The organism is Sulfitobacter rhodophyticola (assembly GCF_041281685.2).
GTDB lineage: Bacteria > Pseudomonadota > Alphaproteobacteria > Rhodobacterales > Rhodobacteraceae > Sulfitobacter.
Window position 1 is genome coordinate 902,641 of sequence record NZ_CP166251.2, and the last position, 20,089, is coordinate 922,729.

At 58.2% G+C, this 20,089-nt stretch carries 16 protein-coding genes; 8 read left to right on the plus strand and 8 right to left on the minus strand.

Going from position 1 to position 20,089, the window contains the following annotated elements:
• Positions 1-11 precede the first annotated feature (11 nt).
• The 5 genes from aspS to AB4X18_RS05445 are packed head-to-tail and all read right to left on the minus strand — an operon-like array spanning position 12 to position 5,185.
• Positions 12-1,862: an aspartate--tRNA ligase gene (gene aspS / locus AB4X18_RS05425; protein WP_370399137.1), complete on the minus strand. Its 1,851-nt coding sequence runs from the start codon at positions 1,860-1,862 to the stop codon at positions 12-14.
• Between the two features lie 60 nt (positions 1,863-1,922).
• Positions 1,923-2,255 carry a hypothetical protein gene (locus AB4X18_RS05430; protein WP_370399138.1) on the minus strand — a complete coding sequence of 111 codons (333 nt, stop codon included), beginning with the start codon at positions 2,253-2,255 and terminating at the stop codon, positions 1,923-1,925.
• Positions 2,245-3,297 carry a hypothetical protein gene (locus tag AB4X18_RS05435; protein ID WP_370399139.1) on the minus strand — a complete coding sequence of 351 codons (1,053 nt, stop codon included), beginning with the start codon at positions 3,295-3,297 and terminating at the stop codon, positions 2,245-2,247. Before AB4X18_RS05435 ends, AB4X18_RS05430 begins: the two co-directional genes overlap by 11 nt.
• On the minus strand, positions 3,297-3,701 hold the full coding sequence (locus AB4X18_RS05440) for a hypothetical protein (RefSeq protein ID WP_370399140.1): 405 nt from the start codon (positions 3,699-3,701) through the stop codon (positions 3,297-3,299). Before AB4X18_RS05440 ends, AB4X18_RS05435 begins: the two co-directional genes overlap by 1 nt.
• Positions 3,698-5,185, minus strand: a complete 1,488-nt coding sequence (locus AB4X18_RS05445) for an FAD-binding oxidoreductase (RefSeq protein ID WP_370399141.1) — start codon at positions 5,183-5,185, stop codon at positions 3,698-3,700. Before AB4X18_RS05445 ends, AB4X18_RS05440 begins: the two co-directional genes overlap by 4 nt.
• A gap of 254 nt (positions 5,186-5,439) precedes the next feature.
• Between AB4X18_RS05445 and AB4X18_RS05450 the strand changes: the two genes are divergently transcribed.
• The gene (locus tag AB4X18_RS05450; protein WP_370399142.1) at positions 5,440-8,637 is read left to right on the plus strand and encodes a bifunctional cytochrome P450/NADPH--P450 reductase; all 3,198 of its coding nucleotides are present in this window, start codon (positions 5,440-5,442) and stop codon (positions 8,635-8,637) included.
• A gap of 65 nt (positions 8,638-8,702) precedes the next feature.
• On the opposite strand, the gene AB4X18_RS05455 is transcribed toward AB4X18_RS05450, so the two are convergent.
• Complete coding sequence (locus tag AB4X18_RS05455) at positions 8,703-9,173, minus strand: phasin family protein (RefSeq protein ID WP_370399143.1); 471 nt, start codon at positions 9,171-9,173, stop codon at positions 8,703-8,705.
• 332 nt (positions 9,174-9,505) lie between these two features.
• Here AB4X18_RS05455 and AB4X18_RS05460 point away from each other — a divergent pair, with 332 nt between their 5' ends.
• Both AB4X18_RS05460 and phaP read left to right on the plus strand, forming a co-directional pair.
• Positions 9,506-10,771, plus strand: a complete 1,266-nt coding sequence (locus AB4X18_RS05460; RefSeq protein WP_370399144.1) for a DUF445 domain-containing protein — start codon at positions 9,506-9,508, stop codon at positions 10,769-10,771.
• A 63-nt stretch (positions 10,772-10,834) separates the two neighbouring features.
• Positions 10,835-11,263, plus strand: a complete 429-nt coding sequence (gene phaP, locus AB4X18_RS05465; RefSeq protein ID WP_370399145.1) for a TIGR01841 family phasin — start codon at positions 10,835-10,837, stop codon at positions 11,261-11,263.
• Between the two features lie 41 nt (positions 11,264-11,304).
• Here the strand turns inward: phaP and AB4X18_RS05470 are convergent, their stop codons facing one another.
• Both AB4X18_RS05470 and AB4X18_RS05475 read right to left on the minus strand, forming a co-directional pair.
• On the minus strand, positions 11,305-12,078 hold the full coding sequence (locus AB4X18_RS05470) for an esterase/lipase family protein (protein ID WP_370399146.1): 774 nt from the start codon (positions 12,076-12,078) through the stop codon (positions 11,305-11,307).
• A 133-nt stretch (positions 12,079-12,211) separates the two neighbouring features.
• Positions 12,212-13,633 carry a WS/DGAT/MGAT family O-acyltransferase gene (locus AB4X18_RS05475; RefSeq protein ID WP_370399147.1) on the minus strand — a complete coding sequence of 474 codons (1,422 nt, stop codon included), beginning with the start codon at positions 13,631-13,633 and terminating at the stop codon, positions 12,212-12,214.
• Between the two features lie 155 nt (positions 13,634-13,788).
• On the opposite strand from AB4X18_RS05475, the gene AB4X18_RS05480 reads away from it, so the two are divergent.
• The 5 genes from AB4X18_RS05480 to AB4X18_RS05500 all read left to right on the plus strand — a co-directional run bounded on the left by AB4X18_RS05480 (position 13,789) and on the right by AB4X18_RS05500 (position 20,076).
• A complete protein-coding gene (locus AB4X18_RS05480) occupies positions 13,789-15,480 on the plus strand; it encodes a long-chain-fatty-acid--CoA ligase (RefSeq protein ID WP_370399148.1) in 1,692 nt (563 codons plus the stop codon).
• Between the two features lie 24 nt (positions 15,481-15,504).
• Entirely contained in the window at positions 15,505-15,981 is a 477-nt protein-coding gene (locus tag AB4X18_RS05485) for a MaoC family dehydratase (RefSeq protein ID WP_370399149.1), read from the plus strand.
• 16 nt (positions 15,982-15,997) lie between these two features.
• The gene (locus tag AB4X18_RS05490; RefSeq protein ID WP_432817161.1) at positions 15,998-17,707 is read left to right on the plus strand and encodes an alpha/beta fold hydrolase; all 1,710 of its coding nucleotides are present in this window, start codon (positions 15,998-16,000) and stop codon (positions 17,705-17,707) included.
• A gap of 51 nt (positions 17,708-17,758) precedes the next feature.
• The gene (gene phaZ, locus AB4X18_RS05495; protein WP_432817162.1) at positions 17,759-18,592 is read left to right on the plus strand and encodes a poly(3-hydroxyalkanoate) depolymerase; all 834 of its coding nucleotides are present in this window, start codon (positions 17,759-17,761) and stop codon (positions 18,590-18,592) included.
• Positions 18,593-18,687: 95 nt separating this feature from the next.
• Complete coding sequence (locus AB4X18_RS05500; protein ID WP_370399152.1) at positions 18,688-20,076, plus strand: NAD(P)-binding protein; 1,389 nt, start codon at positions 18,688-18,690, stop codon at positions 20,074-20,076.
• Positions 20,077-20,089: the final 13 nt, after the last annotated feature.

A 20,089-nucleotide genomic window follows, 5' to 3' on the forward strand; every position in this document is an offset into this window, starting at 1 on the left:
TCGCCTGTGCGTCAATCCTGCGGGATCACCCGCAGGCCAAGCTCCATCAACTGATCGCTGGTCGGATCGCTGGGGGCGTTCATCATCAGGTCTTCGGCCCGCTGGTTCATCGGGAAAAGGATGACTTCGCGAATGTTCGCCTCATCCGCCAGCAGCATCACAATCCGGTCAATGCCCGCCGCACAGCCACCGTGGGGCGGTGCGCCGTATTGGAAGGCGTTGACCATGCCGCCAAAGCGCTTTTCGACCTCGTCCTTGCCGTAGCCTGCAATTTCGAAGGCCTTGAACATGATCTCCGGTTTGTGGTTCCGGATTGCACCCGACACCAGTTCATAGCCGTTGCAGGCAAGGTCATACTGGTAACCCAGCACCTTGAGCGGATCGCCTTCCAGTGCTTCCATCCCGCCTTGCGGCATGGAGAAGGGGTTGTGTTCAAAATCAACCTTCCCGGTTTCTTCGTCCTTTTCGTAAATCGGGAAATCAACAATCCAGGCAAAGGCGAAACGATTTTGATCGGTTAGGCCAAGTTCGTCGCCGATGACGTTGCGCGCGCGGCCTGCGACCCCTTCAAATGCTTTGGGCTTGCCGCCAAGGAAGAAGGCCGCGTCGCCGACGTCGAGGCCCAACTGCTGGCGGATAGCTTCTGTGCGCTCTGGCCCGATGTTTTTGGCAAGGGGGCCTGCCGCCTCCATGCCGCCTTCGACCTCGCCGGATTTCAGCTTGGCTTGTGCTTCCTTCACGGTGATGCCAAGTTCCTGCGCCACCGCATCAGCGGTCTTTTCGCGCCAGAAGATATAGCCCATGCCGGGCAGTCCTTCTTTCTGGGCAAAGGCATTCATCCTGTCACAGAACTTGCGGCTGCCTCCCGTGGGCGCGGGGATTGCGCGCACCTCGGTCCCTTCCTGTTCCAGCAGTTTGGCGAAGATGGCAAAGCCGGAGCCCGCGAAATGCTCTGACACCACCTGCATCTTGATCGGGTTGCGCAGGTCAGGCTTGTCCGACCCGTACCAAAGGGCAGCGTCCTTGTAGGAGATCTGCTCCCAGGTCTGATCCACTTTCCGACCCTTGCCGAATTCCTCGAATATCCCGGTCAGGACCGGCTGGATCGCGTCGAAGACGTCCTGCTGGGTGACAAAGGACATTTCCATATCCAATTGGTAGAAGTCCGTGGGCGACCGATCGGCACGCGGATCTTCATCGCGGAAACAGGGCGCGATCTGGAAGTACTTGTCAAAGCCCGAGACCATCAGCAGCTGCTTGAACTGCTGCGGGGCCTGCGGCAGGGCGTAGAACTTGCCCGGATGCAGGCGGCTTGGCACCAGAAAGTCGCGCGCACCCTCCGGGGAAGACGCCGTGATGATCGGCGTCTGGAATTCCTTGAACCCCTGATCCCACATGCGCTTGCGGATCGAGGCAACGACGTCGGAGCGCAGGATCATGTTGTCCTGCATCTTCTCCCGCCGCAGATCGAGGTAGCGGTAGCGCAGGCGCGTTTCTTCCGGGTACTCCTGATCCCCGAAGACCATCAGTGGCAGTTCGGCGGCAGGCCCCAGCACTTCGATGTCGCGCACGAAGACTTCGATCTCACCGGTGGGCAGCTTGGGGTTCACAAGGCTTTCGTCGCGGGCCTTCACTTCGCCGTCAATGCGGATGCACCATTCGGAACGGACCTTCTCCACCTCGGCAAACACCGGGCTGTCGGGGTCACAAAGCACCTGGGTCATCCCGTAGTGATCGCGCAGGTCGATGAACAGCACACCGCCGTGGTCCCGCACGCGGTGCACCCACCCGGCAAGGCGCACGTTCTGACCCTTGTGGGCAAGGTTCAGGTCTGCGCAGGTGTAATCACGGTAGGCGTGCATAATCGGTCCCTTCCTGGGGCAAAAACAATGGCGCAGATACACCGTTTGAGGGTGTGGAAGTCAAGGACCGGCGGCGGAAACGGTTCGTCGCGCAGGCAGCAACGGATCTTCTGTGGCCAGCGGCGCACACCCGCGCAATCCTGACGGAAGCACCAGCCGCGCACCAGCCTGGTAGAGACGGGCGGCGAAATCACCCTCGGACCCGATCAGGGTGACGCTTGCCATGGTCCGCGACGTTATCGCGACATCTTCTGGCAGATTGGCCAGAAACGTGGCGTCCGGCATCACAACCAAGGCTGCCGGTGCCCGATCCGACAGGACCATCACGCCCGCCAGCACCGCAAGCCAGCCGATCAGAACCGCCCCTGCATATGCCAGAACCCTAGTAATCATGCACATGCTCCACCTGCGCCGGTCCATCGGCGAAACGCCTGAGCGTTCCCATCAGGTCGCTTACCGGTACGAGGAACAGATGCCGGTAATCGTCATACCCCTGACGCCGGAAGCTGAAGAGCGCATCCGCCATCTGCGCCTGATCCGACAGGGCGGTGAACATGACATCGTCATTGCCTGCGATTTCCACCAGATCAATGCCACGGTCGGCCATCTGGATCAGCAATCGGGTCAGCGCGCGATAACGTGGTGCCTCCACGATGATGATGTTGCCGCGATGCTCCACCACGCTCAACCCGTCGAGACCTTCCAGAACGGCCGCATCCGGTCCCTTGACCACCATCCGCAAGGTCAGTTCATCCGCGCCGACCGTGTCGACGGCGGCGGCAATCATGCCCGCGTAGGCCGCCTTGGCGGCGTATTCAACGCCCAGGGCAAGCCGCCGCTCCAAGTCTCGGGGATTGTCGGTCTGCGCGGCCCGCAATGCCGCGGCATCGGCAGCGAAATCGTATTTGTACCAAGGCACCTGTTGCAGGAAGGTCGCGTAATCCGCAGCCTGCTGCGCCGACAGCTTGTCCAGCGGGCTTTGCGCGTCTCCCCTCACCAATGTGGCGACCAGCCCGAATGTTTGCTCATACAGCGCCTTGAGCGCCATTTCAGCGGAGAAGCTGACACCGATGACATAGACCAGCTCCTTGGTCGACCGGTCCACGCCGCCGTGGGCGGAGGCCTGTTTCTTGAGCGCACAAAGGGACGTCCAATAGGTCTTCACGGCATTGAAATAGCCGAATTCATGGGGGTCGCCGTTTTCGATCACTTCGGCGTAGTCATCGTAGGCATGCACGATATGCCATTCAGGGTAGGTCAGCAGCGTGCGGGACTCAGCCCGGTGATCTGCTGGGGGCAAGATCGGGTCATAGGGTCTTGCAACGGCGTCACCCCTGCACGCAAGCTCAACCCACGCGACCGGCGCGATGAATACCACGGCGAGCAGAAGCGCAAGCACGACAAGGCGCACAATCCATCTCACCAGCCAGCGCATCAGTCTCGTTCCACCCGTAGGCCCGCCCAAAGCGCGAATGCGCCCAACGCCAAATGCGGCAGGTTGGCGAGGACACGAAAAAGGGTGAACGACATCCCCTCCGATGCGTTCGTGAATATCCCTAGATCGAGGTACCCGTAGCCCGTAAAGAAACCGAATAACCCATCGCCCAGATAAAGCGTCCCGAAGATCAGCAGGAACGCCCGCGCCGCCCGCTGCGAGATCACCGCCGCTGCCAGCGCCCAAAGCGCTGAGGCCACGTGCAGGGCATCGTCGAAGATATCCAGCGCGAAGATGCCGAAGGCCAGACCCTGATCATCCGTCAGGCCCGGCACGTAATTGAGCGAGGCTGCCGCCAGCAGCACCAACACATAGCCCAGACATATCTTGCGCAGCACGCTCATATCTTCTCCAGATAGCTGTCCCAGAGATTGTTTCGGAAAATCAGGTCCGGGTCCATGGCGCGTTTGGCTGACGCAAAGGCAGCGGCGCGGGGATAGGTGCGTTCGAGTTGCGACACGGTCGGGTGCGGGCGGTAGGGCAGATAATAGCTGCCACCGATATCAATCATGCCATCAACCATTTCACGGGTCATGCGCGCCATATCCGCCTCCGCCCGTGCCGTCATTTCCTGACTGAACGACATGACGGCGGCGATGCGCGGTGTTGGTGCGTAAGACAGCCAGCTTTCTGCGTCGGTGTTCACGAACCGCAGCGTGACGTTGAGGAACTCCTGAAACGATCCCGGGATTACACGGCGACACAAGGTCAGGAAGTCGCCGAACCTTTCGGGTGGCACGAAGTATTCATGCAGGATGTCCGTGCGCGTGTCGTCGCGGTCATCCAAGGTCACCACGGGTTCGTTGATCAAGGTGTTGCGGGTCGTTTCCCCACCGCCCAGCGTCGTGCCGAGGTCGGTCTCGAACCACCAGCGTACGGTCTTCATCCGCTCGTTGCCGAGTTGCGCGCGATAGACATGGCGGGCAACCTTCGACATCACACCGGAACCCGGCGCGGCAGGCAGATTGTCCTGATCGGATGTGGGCCGATAGGTGATCATCAGCGCCTCCCGAAAGAAATCCGCGCGCCCGACGTTCAGGCGTCCGTAAGCCATTGTCACCTGTGGATCCTCAAGCGCGTTGATGAACGCGGCACCAAATGCTTCTGCAGGCATTTCTTCGAAATCGGGGGTCAGGCGGGTGTTCTTCTCCATTTCGACCTCAAGCGCGATGATGGCCCCGGTCAGCCCATAGCCCCCCATGGTTTGCCGAAAGAGGTCCGCATTCTGACTGCGCGAACAGGTCGCCAGTGTGCCGTCAGGGGTGATGAGATCGATACTGCGCACAGTCGTTCCCATTGGCCCGAAGGGCACCGGCCAGCCATGTGCATTCACGCAGAATGTGGCCGCAACGCCAAAATCATTGTTGGATTGCATCACCTTGGGCGAATAGCCAATCGGATCAAGCGCGGCGATGACTTCGCTCCATCTTGCGCCTGCGTGGACGCGGTATGTCCCGTTTGCGGTGTCCGGTTCGACCATCCCGTTGTCGAAGGTGATGGCATGTCCGCCACGGGGCAATGCCTGTCCACCCATGGAATGACGCGCGGCACTGACGTTTACGGGACGTCCCGCCTGACGGGCGGCGTCCATTTCAGCGCGGATGGCAGCGACCAACGCCTGTCCGGGATCATCGCTTAAGGTGATGTGCTTGTGTATCGGCGTCGCGCTGAGCAAACTGGCGTCGTTCAGTGTCCCTGTGGGCGCGGCCTGCCCGAGCAACTGTGTCCCTGCCAGCGTCGGTTTCTGTGCGGAAATCCCCCGATGCGCCAGCGCTCCTACAGCGGCGCCGCCGCCCAGAAGTGCTGCGCGTCTTGTCCAGTTTCGCATTATTTGCCTTTCCTGCTGCCAGCATGTTGGCATGTGCCTGTCGCCGAGCAAAGCCAACTTCTCCATCTTGTTCTTAGTATGTCGGCAGCAGGGACAAATTGATGGCACGTGTTCCGCTTGGCCCCGCGCTGCTTCATCCCGGACATGTGGCCCGCGACTTACAAGCGCTCGAACTGCATCGAGGTTGACTTGTCAGGGCTTTTCCTTGTCGACTGTGCTTCTAGTAAGTCTGAGTTGAACAGGAGACCGCCAGCATGTCAGAGCAGGTTAAACTCGAACGCATCCCGATGCCTGAAAAGAAACCTGTGGTGGGCAACATGCTGTCGGTGGACAAGGACCAACCGCTGCAAAGCCTGATGCAATTGACACGGGAACTGGGTCCGATCTTTCGCATGGACATGATGGGTACCCCTCTTATCGTGGCCTCCGGTCACGAGCTGGTGGAAGAGTTGTGCGACGAAGCCCGTTTCGACAAGGCGGTGCGTGGATCACTACGGCGGGTGCGCGCGATTGGCGGGGACGGTTTGTTCACTGGTGACACGCAGGAGGAAAACTGGAGCAAAGCACACAACATCCTGCTGCCCACTTTCAGCCGTCAGGCGATGAGCAACTATTTCCCGATGATGCTGGATGTAGCCGGGCAGCTTTGCCTCAAGTGGGAGCGGCTGAATGGCGACGATGACATCGATATCGTGCACGACATGACCGCTGTTGCACTGGATACGATCGGGATTTGCGGCTTCAACTACCGGTTCAATTCCTTTTATCGGCAGGATTATCACCCTTTCATCGACGCGCTGACCAACACGCTGGAGACCTGCATGATGCAGCGCGGTTTGCCGTTTGAGCAGCAGCTGCTCAAGAAGCGTCTGACGGCGATGGAAAAAGACGTCGGCTACATGAACAAACTGGTGGATGACATCATCGCAGAACGGCGCGGGCGCAGTGGGGCGCGGGCCGAGAAAGACCTGCTGAACTACATGCTTGATGGGGTAGACAAGGTGACAGGCGAAAGCCTGTCGGATGAGAATATCCGCTTTCAGATCAACACTTTCCTTATTGCGGGACATGAGACGACATCGGGTCTTATGTCCTTCACGCTGTATTTCCTGATGAACCATCCGGATGTGCTGGAAAAGGCCTATGCCGAGGTCGATCAGGTGCTGGGCCGCGATGTGTCGGTGCAGCCAACGCTCAAACAGGTCAACCAGCTGACCTACATCAACCAGATCCTCCTGGAAGCCCTGCGGCTTTGGCCCACGGCGCCTGCGTTCTCCGTCTATCCGTACAAGGACGAAGTCATCGGCGGGAAGTACAAGCTGAAGGAACGGACGTTCACGACAGTGCTGTCGCTGATGTTGCACCGGGACAAGACAGTTTGGGGCGAGGATGCCGAGGACTTCAACCCAGATAACTTCCACCGGGATGCGGTCGCCTCGCGCCCCGTCAACGCCTACAAGCCGTTCGGCAACGGGCAACGCGCCTGTATCGGGCGGCAGTTCGCCATGCAGGAGGCAGTGCTGGTCATCGGCATGATCCTGCAACGCTTTGAATTGATTGATCATGAGAAATGGCAGTTCAAGTTGAAGGAAAGCCTGTCGATCAAACCCGATGGGCTGCGCATGAAGGTGCGGCTGCGCAAGGACATCCAGCGATCCAATCTGGTGCCCGGCTCCGCCCCGGAAGCGGATGGTGCGGTTGGAGGGCTCAACGATGCTGCGAAACGTCCGGGACACGGCACCCCGGCGCTGGTGCTTTATGGCTCCAACCTTGGCACGACCGAGGACTACGCCCGCGACCTTTCCCGCGCGGCGGAGGCGAACGGGTTTGATGTCACCATGGCCGAAATGGACGCCTACGCGGGCAAACTGCCCACCTCCGGCGCGGTGATGATCGCCTGTGCATCCTATAACGGATCGCCACCGGACAATGCCGTCAAGTTCGTGGATTGGCTGGAAAAGGCGGAACCGGGCGCGGCGAATGGCGTTCAATATGCGGTCTTTGGCTGCGGTCACAGCGACTGGGCGGCGACGTTTCAGGCGACACCGCGACAGATCGACGAAGCGCTTGAGCGTCTGGGCGGCACACGGTTTACCGCACGTGCCGAAGGTGACGCGCGTGATGATATCGACGAACAGTTTGATGCCTGGGCAAAGGGTGTCTGGCCCGCGCTGGCGGAAAAGTTCTCTCTCGATCTGGCGGATGCAGGCGAAGCGCCCCCGCTCTATCAGGTGGAGCGCCTCAGCGCGCTGGACAGCAATCCAGTGACCCAACAGGCCGGCGCGCAACCGACCACCGTTGGCGCAAACCGGGAATTGCAGAATGTGGCAGCATCCAAGCGATCCACCCGGCATATCGAAGTCGCGCTGCCCGAAGGAATGACCTATCGCACCGGGGATCACCTAAGCGTTGTTCCGATCAACGACGAGGCGCTTGTCGCGCGGGCGCTGAAACGGTTCGGCTTTTCTGCCGATGCACAAATCCGCATCCAATCCAGCGCGGATGACCATAGCCAACTGCCCGTGGACACCCCCCTGTCGGTCCATCGGTTGTTGTCGCAGATGCTGGAGCTTCAGTCCGTCGCATCGCGGCGTGATGTGCAGACGCTTTTGCGCTATACCGAATGCCCGCGTTCCGCCCCCGCGCTCAAGGCGCTGGCGGAAGACGATTACAAGGCCAAGGTCCAGCAAAAGCGGCTGTCCGTTCTCGACCTTCTCGAAGATTTTGACGCCTGCGAATTGCCTTTCGGGGTCTTTCTTGAACTGATGCCGATGCTCACGCCCCGGTATTATTCCATATCTTCCTCCCCGCTGGATGATGCGGCGCATTGTTCGATTACGGTGGGCGTGGTTGACGACCCTGCAATCTCCGGGCGGGGGAATTTCAAGGGCGTGTGTTCCAACTACCTGGCGCGCACCGACGTCGGCGGACGGATCGATGTGGCATTGCGGGGAACCAGTGATGAATTCGGCCTGCCCGACGATCCGGCAACCCCGGTGATCATGATCGGCCCTGGTACGGGCATTGCCCCGTTCCGTGGTTTCCTGGGGGAGCGTGCCGCGCTCAAGGCGCAAGGGAAGACGCTTGGTCCAGCCATGTTGTTCTTTGGCTGTCGCCATCCTGATCAGGATTTCATTTACCGCGACGAGCTGGAAAGTTTTGCCAAGGACGGCATCGCGGACCTGCACGTCGCCTTTTCCCGGCAGGACAAGAAGAAAACCTATGTGCAGGACCTGATCCGCGAACAGCGTGATGCTGTTTGGGCGCTGATCGAACAGGGTGCGCGCGTCTATGTCTGTGGGGACGGCAGCCGGATGGAACCGGACGTGCGACGGGCGCTGTCGCTGATCTATTCGGAGGAAAAGGACGTTGGCGCGGATGTGGCGGACGCCTGGATGGATCAGATGTCAGACGAAGGGCGCTATAACCTGGATGTGTGGGTGTCGATGTAGGCTTTAAGCAAGCAAAAAGGCCCACCCGGGGGTGAGCCTTTTCTAACTTCGGAAAGAGATAAAGCTTAGGCGGCTTTATCAGACTTCCACATCTTTGTCGCTGTCTCGCGAACGTTCTCGCTGCCTTCGGCAACCACTTCACGAACGTACTCAGCAGCGGCGCGAGCGTTGTTCATGGAGCAGGTGGACTGCTCACGCACGTACTCGGACTGGACCTGCATCGCTTCGGACAGCGACTTGCTTGCCGCCAGCTTTTCTGCTGCGTTGATGCCGCGGTTCACGTTCACGAAAGCGGCTTCGGCGATGTTGCCGAGGATGTTGGTGTAGCCCTTCGCGGCTTTGACCAGCATGTTTTCCAGCTCGGCGTTGTATTTCTGGGTTGTCTCGTACACGCCATCAGCACGCTCTTTCGCGGTGGACGTGGAGCGCATCACGAACTCACGTGCACCATCGGCAACGCGGTCGGTGATCTTGTCGGCTTCCACTTTTGCTTTGGAAGCTGCGGTCTTTGCGGTTGTTTCTGTCTTCTTGGTCATTTGGTTTCTCCATTCTTCGATTAAGCCATGGGTGGGTCCCGTTTGCTCTCCAACCCGGGATGATTGGTATATGGGGCCTGTTATGCTGCAGTGCAACATTTTTCAGAAGTGACGCTACGTCGGATTACGTCAACTTTAGTATTACCTCATATAATCAATTAATTAACCTCCACAATGCTCTTAGCACCCAGCGTCAGATGCAGCCCGATATCGTTTAATCCGAAGGCGCACATCCCGAATCCGACGCTCATATTGCCGCATTGCAGCATATTGAAGGGCCGCCCGATACATGCTACGTCTGCGCCCTGCTCCACCCTTGCTCAGGAAAGCGCATGCGCAGCCTAGACATCGAAGACATCGAGAAGCTGAAACAGTTGAACCGGGTAAAGATGTTGGCAACGCTGGTGTTGCTGATCTGCTTTGTCGTGATGGTCATCGCCAAACTGCTGGAACATCAATACCCGGCCTTTGGCATCGTCGCCGCCTTTGCCGAAGCCGCCACGATCGGCGGCATCGCGGATTGGTATGCGGTTGTGGCGCTGTTCAAACGCCCCATGAACCTGCCTTTCCCACATACAGCGATCATTCCGAACAACCAGCCCCGCATTGCCGACAATCTGGGCCGGTTCATCGACACCAATTTCCTTGCCAGAGATGCGGTCGAAGCCAAATTGCAAGAGGTCGATTTCGCCGGAGAGATTTCGAACTGGCTGGCAGTGCGGTCCCAGTCACAAAGTCTGGCGACCTTCATCGTCAAATTTGTCCCGCAATTGCTGCACGCGGTTGACGAAAAGGGGTTGGTCCATTTCGCAAGCCAGCGTGTGACCGGCCAGATCGCCAAGACCGATATCGCGCCGCTGCTTGGCAATGTGCTGCAGACCTTCACCAAGCATGGCAGGCATCAGAAACTGCTCGATGATCTGATCCGCGCGCTCCACAATTTCCTCAACAATGATGAAACGCTTGAGATCGTCCGCACCAAGGTGAAGCGGGAATTGCCGGTGTTGTTCAACGTGCTTGGCGCGGATTCAATTGTGCTGCGGCGGATCGTGCATGCCGCGACCGAACTACTGAACGAGATCAAGGACGATGAAGACCATCCGCTTCGGATCGAGTTCGAGCAGTTCCTCATTTCCTACATCAACCGGACCCGCCGGACGAAAGGCTTTGCAAAGCAGGTCGAACAGATGAAACAGGTGATCCTTGCACGTCCGGAACTGGAAGATGCAGCGGAGAACATGTGGGACGGGCTGAAGGATTACATCCTGAAGGACGTGCATTCGGACGACAGCCTGTTGGTTGCGCGGCTGACCGATATGCTGGTTGAGATTGGCACAGGGCTGGCGGATGAGCCGGATCTGCGCCGCGATATCAACACAGGGATGGTCGTGGTCATTTCAAACCTCGTAGAGGAACAGCGCGGCAGCATTTCATCCTATGTTTCTGAACAAGTGAAAGGGTGGGACATGCAACAGCTTTTGCAACTGATCGAAGTGAACGTGGGCCGCGACCTGCAATACATCCGCTTCAACGGCATGATCATCGGGGGATGTGTGGGTGTCACCCTCTATGTCATTGAAAGACTTCTCTTGTCATGAAGCGGGCCAAGCCACTAGCATGTGACACCGGGCGATCCGGGCAACTGTGCAGGGAGACACAATATGGCAGATGACAGCAGCAAGAACCCATTCATGGACATGTTTCAGGATTTCGGAAAATCCATGAGCATCCCGGGGCCGGACATGAACGATATGATGGATTACCACCGCAAGAACCTGCAGGCCCTGCAAGCTGCGGTGCAGGTGAGCAGCGGCAGTGCGCAGACGTTGATGAACAAACAGCGCGAGGCGCTGGAAAAGACCTTGGCGGAGATTTCTGACAGCGTGCAAAATGCGTCATCCGCCACCGGCGATCCTTCTGCGATGATGTCAAATCCGATGGAATTGGCGAAAAAGACCTTTGACACCACAGTGCAAACCACGACCGAGATGGCCGAGGTCGTGCGTCAGGGCAATATGGATACCTTCGAGGTGATCAAGAACAGGGTCATGGAAAGCGTCGAAGAGCTTTCCGGCAAGTCCAAGGGTTAAGAATTGAAAGCCGACACCTGCACAAGGTGTCGGACACGCCGCTAGACGGGGTATTCAGGCTTGGGAAAGATCATGCCTTTGACACCGGAGCGATCGAAAGGTTGCCATTCTCCCTCCGGCTGCGCCAGACGGTCCGCCACGGCATAAACTGCAGCAGGGTGATGGCCCAACCCGCAGTGGCTGCCGCGCACTTCGATATTCTCCGCAATCTCCGATTTCTCTTCGATGCAGTTCTGCCAGGCGCATATGCCATCTGTCTTGCTGTAGATTGCCGTTGAAGGCACGGGCGCGGGCGCCGAGATCGCACCGCCCATGTGCCGCTCTCCATCATGAGAGCTTTGACCGCTGGCCATCTCGTAAACACGCCAGGCATTCGTGGCGCGGGGGCTGCCGCCAAACGGGCTGCCCATGGAGATGACCTGGCGGATCAGCTTTGGCATCATTTTGCCAAGTTGCCGGGCATAGATGCCGCCAAGGCTCCACCCGACAATGCTCACCTTGCGGTCATATTTATCGGCAAGATTTTCAACGAGGTCGATCAACCCCTGTTCAACGCCGGGTCGCGGCCCAAGATTGAGGCCCATCTTCCAGCCATATGTGGGATAGCCCTTTGTCTTGAGAAACCTGCGCATGGAAACCGTGGAACTGTCCCCTGCTGTCAGGCCCGGAAGGATCAGCACGGGCTGACCATCACCCCGTGGCACCAACGCGGACAAGGTGGGCAAAGCAGCAGCAAAGCCAAAGAGCTCAGGAATGGCGCGCCCTTCCAACAGGAGGAGCGATTTTCTCGGCGCATTTGCAGTTGTTTCGACCACTTAAGCATCCTTTTTATTGCGACAATCTGTCTCGCCCACCCCATAGAGAGGGCTTATTTCCAGTCTGTCAACAAATCCCTTAGGTCACCCAGTGGTTCCAAAAACGCCCGAAGTCCCTACAAAAACGGCAAGATCACGCCGGTTCTTTGCCTTGCGCTTTCTTCACCGCCTGTTTCAAATCCTCGAATGACGCAACGATCAGGTCTGCAAAGACATCTGCGTCGGGCATAGCCTTGTGATCGGCGGTAATCCCGAAATCGAGGTGATCAAGATAGCTTTGCACTGTGACATTGAGCGCGACGCCATGGGTCGCGATGGACACCGGATAAAGTGCCGTAACCTTGGCCCCGGCACAAAACAGTGGGAATGGTGGGCCTTGCGTGTTGGAGATGCACATGTTCACGGCTTGCGGGATATGATCGGCAAGCTTGGTTGCGCCATACAGTTGCATCAGCCCCGGCAACAGCGTTGGCGCGCCGATCAGGGTAAAATCCTTGGGCGCGGCATCCTTCACGCTGCCCGCCAGCGTTTTGGAAGCGCCGGATTCCTGCGCGATCTTCTTCAGCCGCTTCAGGGGATCACCGTAATTGGTGGCCAGCGGGACGTTCATTCCGAAGACCTGATTGTTGATATCGGAATTCCCGACTTCGCGCATCGAAATCGGTACGAATGCAACAAGGGCCGCATCAGGCAGTTCCTGCCTTTTCGTCAGATAGGCTCGGGCGGCGCCGCTGGTAATCGCCATCACCACGTCGTTCAGCTTGGTTCCGGTCGCCTTGCCAATGGCCTTGACGTCGCTGAGCGAGATAGAGCGGGCTGCATAGCTGCGTTTGGCTTCCACGGTTACGTTGAAAGGCGTCCGAGGGGCCAAAAGCTGCGGCAGACCCACTTTGCCCGCCAGCACTGGCGCGACCATGTCCGATACCTGCCCCAGCATCTTGGGGATGTTTTCCATGATCGTCAGCTGTTGGCGCGCCATATTGGCTGCCACATCGCTTAGCCCGAGGATGGCGCGTTCCAGATCGCTGGGTTTGCGGGTGGGTTTCTTCGGCTCAGGCGGATCGACTTCGCGCGGCTGGTCGGTGACATCATAAAGCGCCTTGGTAATGACCATGCCCGCCCCGCCATCCACTGCGGCATGATGCACCTTTGAATAAAGCGCGGCCTGTCGGCCTTCCAGCCCTTCGATGACGGTGAATTGCCACAGCGGCTTTTTCCGGTCGAGCCGTTCTGCATGCAGCGTGGCGACCATTTCTTCGAGCTGTTTCTGGTTCCCCGGTTTTGGAAGTTTTGCGCTCTGGATATGGTAGTCGAAATCCAACTCTCCGGCGTCAACCCATCCGGGATGATCCACCTGCCACATCGCCTTGGCCAGCTTCATCCCGAAGATCGGGATCAGATGCACACGTCCCTTGAAAAAGTCGGTGAAGTGTTTGTGAAAGGATCCCCGGAACCCCTTGGGCAAATCATAGAGCGTCAGCCCTGCGACATGCATCGGTGTCTGATCCGTCTCCATATAGAGAAAGGTCGCGTCGATACCACTGAGCTGCTTCATTATGGGCTCTGTTCCTTGAAAGTTGACGCCGCGCGCTTGCTTGATCAGTTGACAAAACTCTGTAACCTAGGTCAAGGCCGTGGTTTTTGCGCGCTGATGTGCTGCCCAGATCTGCCCGTTCAATGAGGCGACAGGCGACACGCAGGGAGGATTGAATGGAAAGACATTGGACAAAGCAATACCCGGCAGGCGTTCCAGCAGAAGTTGAAATCGATCAATATGGTTCCCTTGTAGAGCTTCTTGAACAAAGTTTTGAAAAATACGCCAACGACAATGCCTATATCCTGATGGACAAGGCCATCACCTATGGTGATCTGGATCGTATGTCGCGCGCGGTGGGTGCCTATCTTCAAAGCCTTGGACTGGAAAAGGGGGATCGTGTTGCGATCATGATGCCCAATGTCCTGCAATATCCGGTGGTGTTGGCTGGCATCCTGCGTGCAGGTTTCGTGGCGGTGAATGTGAACCCGCTCTATACGCCGCGGGAGCTGGAGCATCAGCTGGTCGATTCAGGCTCCAAGGCGATCTTCATCGTCGAGAACTTTGCCGAAACGCTGGACAAGGTTATCGACAAGACGCCGATCAAGCACACATTCGTGACGGGTGTCGGCGATCTGCTTGGATTTCCCAAAAGCGCCATCACCAATTTCGTCCTGCGGCGCGTGCGCAAGGTGGTGCCCCCCTTTGTGTTGCCGGGCCATGTCCGTCTTGGCAAGGTTCTGTCCGCCGGGGCCCACATGAAGATGGCGCGTCCGGAGGTTTCGGCCGACGACGTCGCCGTGCTGCAGTACACGGGCGGCACGACTGGCCTCTCCAAAGGTGCGACGCTGTTGCATCGCACGATCATTGCGAACCTGCTGTCGTCCGAGGCCTGGATGAAGCCCGGCCTGAACCGCAGACCTATCGAAGGGCAGCTGACATTCATCTGCGCACTGCCCCTTTATCATGTCTTCGCCTTCATTAGTTGTTCATTGCTGTCGATGCGATCAGGCGGGGTGAACGTCCTGATCCCCAATCCCCGCGATATGGACGGCACGATCAAGGAAATCTCAAAGTACAAGTTCCACGTCTTTCCCGGTGTGAACACGCTGTTCAACGGGCTGGCCAACCACCCTGAGTTCGCAAAGCTGGACTTTGATCAGCTTCGCATCGCAAACGGGGGTGGCACCGCGGTGCAGGAAGCGGTCGCCAAGAAGTGGCTGGATATCACCGGCTGCCCGATCTGCGAGGGATATGGTCTGTCGGAGACCTGTTCGGGCATCACCTGCAACCCAACTGACACGGACGCCTATTCCGGCACCATCGGCCTGCCGATGCCGAACGTGGACATCAAGATTATCGATGATGACGGGAATGATGTGCCTTTGGGCGAACGCGGCGAAATTGCCATTCGCGGGCCGCAGGTCATGGCAGGGTACTGGCAACGCCCGGACGCCACCGCCGAAGTGATGACCCCGGATGGATACTTCAAATCCGGTGACGTGGGCATCATGGACGAAAACGGGTTCACAAAGATCGTCGACCGCAAGAAGGACATGATCCTTGTCTCCGGCTTCAACGTCTACCCGAACGAGATCGAGGCCGTCGCAGCCCATCTTGATGGCGTGGAGGAAGCCGCCTGTGTCGGCGTGCCCGACAAGAACAGCGGCGAAGCCGTGATGCTGTTCATCACCAAGGCGGATCCCGGTCTTACAGAACAGAAAGTGCGGGAATTCTGCGGCACCGAACTGACCGGCTACAAGAAACCCAAACACGTGCGGTTCATCGACGAGATGCCGAAGACGAACGTAGGCAAGATTCTGCGCCGTGAATTGCGCGATGCGGCGATAAAGGAAATGAGCGCGTGATGCGCGACAAGAGGATGTGCGAAGATGAGTGATCTGACGTTTGAAAAGATGGGCGGCATGGTGGGGGAGCCTCTTGGTATTTCCTCGTGGCAAGTGGTGACACAGGAGGCCGTGAACGAGTTTGCCAATTGTACCGGCGACAAGCAGTGGATCCACATCGATGTGGAACGCGCCAAGAAAGAAAGCCCCTTTGGCGGACCGGTCGCACATGGATACCTTACGCTTTCCATGTTGTCGGCCATGGCGATGGAAATTGGCGTCGTGCCAAAAGGCACCGCTGCTGCACTGAATTACGGGTTGGACAAGGTGCGTTTTCTGGCGCCTGTCCCTGTTGGGGCAAAGGTGCGCCTGCATTCAAAGCTCAGCGGTTTTGACCGCAAAAGCAACGGCCAGTACCTGATGAAAACGGAAAATACGATTGAAATTGAAGGGGCGGACAAACCTGCCCTGATTGCCGAAAGCTTGGCGATGCTGGTCCCCGGACCAGATGCCAAAGTGTAACAGAGAGGGCAAGGGTATGAGCGACGAAAAATCCAAGGCGTCAAAGAACGCGCGCGACATCGCAGAGAACGCCGCCGAAAACACGCTGGCGCTGAACCCGCTGGTCACCCTGCGGGCAGAGGACATGTTCAGCGCGGGCACCAACCTGATGCGCGCCATGGCGTCGCAACCGCAGGCGATGATGAACCAGTGGATGGCGCTGACTTCTGACATGACGAAGATCGTCACCCAGTCGTCGGAAATCGCACCGGACCGCAAGGATCGTCGATTTGCCGACAGTGGCTGGAACAACAACGTGTTTTCCAAGGGGATCATGCAAAGCTATCTGACCTGGGCCGACAAGATGACGCAGACCGTCGAAGACCTGGACCTGCCTGACAAGGACGCCGCACGTGCGCGTTTGGTGACCTCTATCTTTATCGATACGATGTCACCTTCGAACAACTTCTTCGCCAACCCTGCCGCCCTGAAGCAATTGTTTGAAACCGGGGGGCAAAGCGCGGTGAACGGCCTCAGGAACATGCTGACGGACATGACGGAGAACGGCGGCCTGCCCGCGTCTGTCGATACGTCCAAGTTCAAGGTTGGCGAAAACCTTGCCATTACACCGGGCAAGGTGGTGTTTCGCAATGAGGTGATCGAACTGATCCATTACACCGCGACCACTGACAAGGTGCACATGCGTCCGCTTCTGGTGGTGCCACCCCAGATCAACAAATACTATTCCATCGACATGGCACCCGGCAAAAGCATGATCGAATTCCTGCTGGCGCAGGGCATTCAGCCCTATTGCATCAGTTGGCGCAACCCGACCGCGGATCACCGCGACTGGGACATGACCACCTATATCGAAGCGCTGGATGAAGCCTGCGATGCCGCGCTAGAGATTACCGGCGCGGATTCAGTCAACATCATGGGGTCCTGTTCCGGCGGGATCACCCTGTCGACCTACGCGGGCTGGCTCGCCGCACAGGACATGTCGGACAAGATCAATTCCGTCATCCTGGCCGTTTGTGTGCTTGATACGATGGCGTCCACCGACAACGATATGGCCGCACTGGTGACACCAGAGACTGTAAAGGCCGCCAAACTGGCCTCCTCAAGTCGTGGCGTGCTGGATGGTCAGGACATGGCCAAGATGTTTGCCTGGATGCGGCCGAACGATCTGATCTGGAACTATTGGGTGAACAATTACCTGATGGGCAACGCCCCACCTGCGTTTGACGTGTTGTACTGGAATGCGGACACCACGCGCCTGCCTGCCGGGTTGCACGGTGATTTCCTCGACATGATCTATTCCAACCCGTTCCTGAACCCCGGCGCGATGGTCGTGGGTGGTCAGCCGATCGACATGACCAAGGTCAACTACGACACCTATGTGATCGCCGGCACGACGGATCACATCACGCCATGGAAAGCGGTTTATGAAACCGCGCGGCTTTACGGCAAGAACACGACGTTTATCCTGTCCAACTCCGGCCATTTGCAAAGCTTGCTGAACCCTCCGGGGAACCCAAAGTCCTGGTATATGAAGGGCGACGCCAAACAGGCCGACCCCGAGGCATGGGCGGAAAAGGCATCCAAGCACGAAGGCAGTTGGTGGCTGGACTGGGGTGAAATGCTCAAATCCAAATCCGACAAGGAAGTCGCGGCACCCAAGAAACCGGGCAGCAAGAAGCATCCGCCCCTTGGTGATGCACCCGGCACCTACGTCTTTGAACCCTGATCTGCGAACACAGCGGCCAATAGGAACAGTTACCTGATGATAGAAGAGAAAATGAGCGACTCCGACCTTCATACGCCCGACGGGATCCGTGTTGAGATGATTGACGTCCGGGGCCAGATGCTGCGGGTTGCGATCAAATCAGGTGATGATGCGTTGCCGCCCTTGCTGATGTTCAACGGGATCGGGGCCAATCTGGAGCTTGGGTTTCCGTTCCTGACGGAATTGACGAACCGTAGGGCAATCTTGTTCGACGTACCGGGTGTTGGCGGCTCTCCCATGGCGTCCCTGCCCTATCGCCCCTCCACGCTGGCACGAATGTCCAAGCATCTGCTCGAAATTCTCGAGATTGGCGAAGTGGATGTCTCGGGCGTTTCATGGGGCGGCGGTCTGGCGCAACAATTCGCGCGGCAATATCCCAACATCTGTCGCAGGCTGATCCTTGTCTCCACCTCCACCGGTTGGACGATGGTGCCGGGCAAGCCCAATGTCCTGTCCAAGATGTCCAGCATCAAGCGGTATACCGACAAAGGGTACATGCGCTCCATCGCGGCGGAAATCTATGGCGGTGCGTTCCGGGGCGACGACACGCTGATCAACCAACACGCCGCAGGCATGAAACCATCGTCGAACGCAGGGTACATGATGCAGCTTCTTGCGATGACCGGCTGGACCAGTGTGCCCTGGCTGTGGCGGCTCAAGCAGCCAACGCTTGTTGTGTCTGGGACCGATGATCCGTTGATACCGGTGGCGAATGCGAAACTGTTGGCACGTCTGATCCCCAATTCACGACTGGAGCTGATCGACGACGGCCATTTGTTTGTCGTGACTGATCCGAAAGCGACGGCTGACCTTATTGAAGGCTTCCTTCTGGAAGAAGCCCTTTGATTGCGGATGGTTCGGCCTTGATCCCCAAAGCCTAACGCCGCTCTTCCCAACCTCCGGTACGAAAGAAGACCCCGCAAACAAATAGGTCATTTGATATGAACAGGTTTGACACGGATTACTTGATCATAGGCGCGGGCGCATCGGGTCTTGCCTTCGCGGACACCCTGCTGGAAGAAACAGACGCCCATATCACAATGGTCGATCGGCGGGACAAACCCGGCGGGCACTGGAACGACGCCTATCCCTTCGTACGCCTGCACCAGCCATCGTCGTTTTACGGTGTACCTTCGCTCAATCTGGGTCGTGCAAACATCGACGCATCAGGTCTCAACAAAGGGTACGAAGAGCTTGCCTCGGGGCCGGAGGTGGCCAACTATTTCCACGCGGTGATGCGGGACCGGTTGTTGAAATCCGGCCGCGTCCGTTTCTTGCCAATGTCCGAACATCTGGGCAACGGCGAGGTCCGTCAGGTGCTGTCGGGGGAGCGCAGTCAGATCGACGTCCGACGCCGGGTGATCGACGCACGGCTTCTTGAAAACGGTATCCCGCTGACCCACGAAAGAAAGTTCCATGTGGCCGACGGTGTCGCCTGCATCCCGCCGAATTTCCTGCCGCAACAGGCCCAGCGACATGGATCTTTTACCATTCTCGGCGCAGGCAAGACTGCGATGGACAGCGTGGTCTGGCTTTTGGAAAACGGGGCGAACCCGGATCAGATCCGTTGGATCGTCCCGCGCGATCCGTGGATGATCAACCGCGCCTTTACCCAGCCGAGCGGCGCATTTTACCACGAAAGCTATGGCGGCACGATGCGCCAGATGGAAGCCATGAAAGACGCAACCTCCATCGACGATCTTGCCGACAGAATGGAGGCGGCAAATCTTTGGATGCGCCTTGATCCGGCTGTACGTCCCGCCATCATCCATGGGCCGACCGTTTCCATGGCTGAACTTCACTGCATGCGGCAGGTCCGGGACATCGTCCGCATGGGACATGTGGTCAATATCGAACCCGACATGCTCACGCTTGTTGGCGGAACCTGTCCTGCTGATCCGGATACGTTGTATGTTGATTGTACCGCCCGCGCTTTGGGCCACACCAAGACCTGGCCGATCTTTACTGAGGATCGGATTGCCTTGCAGATGATCCGCCTTTACCAGCCGACCTTCAGTGCGTCCCTGATTGCCAAGATCGAAGCCACCTTCGACACGGATAAGCAAAAGAACGCGCTGGCGACGCCCGTGCCGATGACCGACACGGTTCAGACATGGGTCGTTTCGCAGCTTGCAGGGACGCTGAACCAGGTCGCATGGTCCCAGCATCCCGAGATCAGAGCGTGGATCGCCGGTTGTCGTCTGGACGGGTTCGGCCGCGCCGCGCGCGAAGTGGACCGTGATGATCCGGAGGTGAAGGCCATCTATTCCCGCATCAAGGAACTGTCGATGCCGGCCTTTGCCAGCATGCAGAAGCTTGCAGCCGCTTGATCCCCGTCGCAAG

What these genes read in the sequence shown, in the direction of transcription:
- AB4X18_RS05475 (WP_370399147.1), bottom strand. Translation starts at nt 13,633, where the DNA reads ATGAAGCAGCTCAGTGGTATCGACGCGACCTTTCTCTATATGGAGACG.
- aspS (WP_370399137.1), bottom strand. Translation starts at nt 1,862, where the DNA reads ATGCACGCCTACCGTGATTACACCTGCGCAGACCTGAACCTTGCCCAC.
- AB4X18_RS05430 (WP_370399138.1), bottom strand. Translation starts at nt 2,255, where the DNA reads ATGATTACTAGGGTTCTGGCATATGCAGGGGCGGTTCTGATCGGCTGG.
- AB4X18_RS05445 (WP_370399141.1), bottom strand. Translation starts at nt 5,185, where the DNA reads ATGCGAAACTGGACAAGACGCGCAGCACTTCTGGGCGGCGGCGCCGCT.
- AB4X18_RS05460 (WP_370399144.1), top strand. Translation starts at nt 9,506, where the DNA reads ATGCGCAGCCTAGACATCGAAGACATCGAGAAGCTGAAACAGTTGAAC.
- AB4X18_RS05440 (WP_370399140.1), bottom strand. Translation starts at nt 3,701, where the DNA reads ATGAGCGTGCTGCGCAAGATATGTCTGGGCTATGTGTTGGTGCTGCTG.
- AB4X18_RS05480 (WP_370399148.1), top strand. Translation starts at nt 13,789, where the DNA reads ATGGAAAGACATTGGACAAAGCAATACCCGGCAGGCGTTCCAGCAGAA.
- AB4X18_RS05500 (WP_370399152.1), top strand. Translation starts at nt 18,688, where the DNA reads ATGAACAGGTTTGACACGGATTACTTGATCATAGGCGCGGGCGCATCG.
- AB4X18_RS05490 (WP_432817161.1), top strand. Translation starts at nt 15,998, where the DNA reads ATGAGCGACGAAAAATCCAAGGCGTCAAAGAACGCGCGCGACATCGCA.
- phaZ (WP_432817162.1), top strand. Translation starts at nt 17,759, where the DNA reads ATGAGCGACTCCGACCTTCATACGCCCGACGGGATCCGTGTTGAGATG.
- AB4X18_RS05450 (WP_370399142.1), top strand. Translation starts at nt 5,440, where the DNA reads ATGTCAGAGCAGGTTAAACTCGAACGCATCCCGATGCCTGAAAAGAAA.
- AB4X18_RS05435 (WP_370399139.1), bottom strand. Translation starts at nt 3,297, where the DNA reads ATGCGCTGGCTGGTGAGATGGATTGTGCGCCTTGTCGTGCTTGCGCTT.
- phaP (WP_370399145.1), top strand. Translation starts at nt 10,835, where the DNA reads ATGGCAGATGACAGCAGCAAGAACCCATTCATGGACATGTTTCAGGAT.
- AB4X18_RS05455 (WP_370399143.1), bottom strand. Translation starts at nt 9,173, where the DNA reads ATGACCAAGAAGACAGAAACAACCGCAAAGACCGCAGCTTCCAAAGCA.
- AB4X18_RS05485 (WP_370399149.1), top strand. Translation starts at nt 15,505, where the DNA reads ATGAGTGATCTGACGTTTGAAAAGATGGGCGGCATGGTGGGGGAGCCT.